Annotated in this window: 2 protein-coding genes; one reads left to right on the top strand and one right to left on the bottom strand. The window is 29.4% G+C overall.

The genetic code is table 11. The annotated features are described in order from the left end of the window. Window positions 1-181: 181 nt before the first annotated feature. Entirely contained in the window at window positions 182-463 is a 282-nt protein-coding gene (locus ACRC28_RS18460) for a hypothetical protein (protein ID WP_438544919.1), read from the top strand. A gap of 48 nt (window positions 464-511) precedes the next feature. Here ACRC28_RS18460 and ACRC28_RS18455 read toward each other — a convergent pair. Beyond that, the coding region (locus ACRC28_RS18455) for an NAD(P)-dependent oxidoreductase (RefSeq protein WP_438544918.1) at window positions 512-1,709 on the bottom strand (1,198 nt) is incomplete at its 5' end.

Raw genomic sequence — 1,709 nt, 5'->3', positions numbered from 1 at the left:
TAACAATGGCTTTTTTGAAGCTCCCTTTAGTCTTAGTTTTGCTATTTTAATTGGTATTTTAGGATTTTTAAATGCTTTTTATATCCTTAAAGCGAATAAGTTTAAATTTAAAAATTTAGTATAAACTCTTAGGCTATATTTATGTTATCATAATAATATAAAATCTTAAGAGGTGATACGAATGAAAGATGTAAATGAATATGTTCATATTAAAAACACTGATGATAATGAAGCAATAAACCATGAAATTGAATTAAATCACGAAAAAACTGATTTATTAGGAGATCCTAAAAGAAATAGAGTAAAAGAATATTTTGATAAGATTAATGAAAAAGAACTTTTAAAAGGAAATGATTCTATATATAAAGAAAAAGATGAAAAGAAAACTAGAATTTTAATTCCTAGAACTTCATTAGAATTAAAAAAATTAATTGATGATTTAGCTACTGTATTTGGAAGCTAGTAAATAAAACCATTAAATCAACTTGATTTAATGGTTTTATTTTAATTATTATTTTTCACAATATTCCATAATTGCATTTGCAACTTTCTTAGCATGATTTACTGCATGAACAACAGTTTTAGCTCCTGTAACTACATCTCCTGAAGCAAAAACACCTTCCTTAGTAGTTCTTCCTTCTTCATCAGTTATAACAAGACCCCACTTATTTGTTTGAAGTTCCTTATCTCTTGATGCAATAGTATTTCGTGGCTCTTGGCTTATTGCAATTATTGTTGTATCACATGGAATAAAACTTTCTTCCTCTAACATTTTAGTTTGAATCCTTCCATCAACTTCAACATTTTCAGTTTTTACAACTTTAATTCCATCTTCTAAGATCTCAACTGGTGCTTTAAATAAATCAAACTCTACACCATCTTCTCTTGCTTCTTCTATTTCTTTATTTGTTGCAGTCATTTGAGCAAAGTCTTTTCTATAAACTACATAAACATGCTCTGCCCCACTTCTTTTAGCAACTCTAGCTGCGTCCATGGCAACATTTCCTGCTCCTATAACACAAACAACTTTTCCTACATTATAAACTTCTGGTGCCTTTAAATAATCAATAGCATAATGAACATTTCCTAATGTTTCACCTTTTATATTTAATTTTTTAGCATTCCATACACCAGTTCCAATAAATACAGCCTTATATCCATCTTCAATTAATCTATCTAGTGTTAAAACTGGACCCACCATTATATTAGGTCTAATCTGAACACCTAATTGAACTAACTTATCGCTAATTGAATCAATCATTGAATTTGGTAATCTGTATTCTGGTATTCCATATCTTAAAACTCCACCAATCTTTTCATGAGCTTCAAATATAGTAACCTTATATCCTTTTTGAGCTAATATGAAGGCTATTGTTATACCAGCAGGACCTCCACCAATTATAGCAACACTATCTTTAGTTCTTAATCCTTTTTCAAACTTAACCTTTTCTAAATAATCACCTGAAATCTCTTCTTCAATTTCATAAAAATGAATTGGCTCACCCTTAATTCCTCTTATACAGTTTCCTGCACATTGTTCTTCATGAGGACATACAATTGCACAAACTGCTGATAATGGATTATTCTCAAAAAGAATCTTTCCAGCCTCTTCATTTTTTCCTTCTCTATATAAACTAATTATTTCAGGAATTGGCGTATTTATCGGACACGCTGTCTTACATCTTGGATTTTTGCATAATAAGCATCTA

This window comes from Clostridium sp., from assembly GCF_051650885.1.
Classification (GTDB): domain Bacteria; phylum Bacillota; class Clostridia; order Clostridiales; family Clostridiaceae; genus Clostridium.
The sequence above is the reverse complement of the archived record's forward strand: the minus strand, read 5'-3'. Positions and strand labels throughout refer to the sequence as shown.

Bases quoted from the DNA above. Each gene is read 5' to 3' on its own strand.
- ACRC28_RS18460 (WP_438544919.1), top strand. From the start codon at position 182: ATGAAAGATGTAAATGAATATGTTCATATTAAAAACACTGATGATAAT.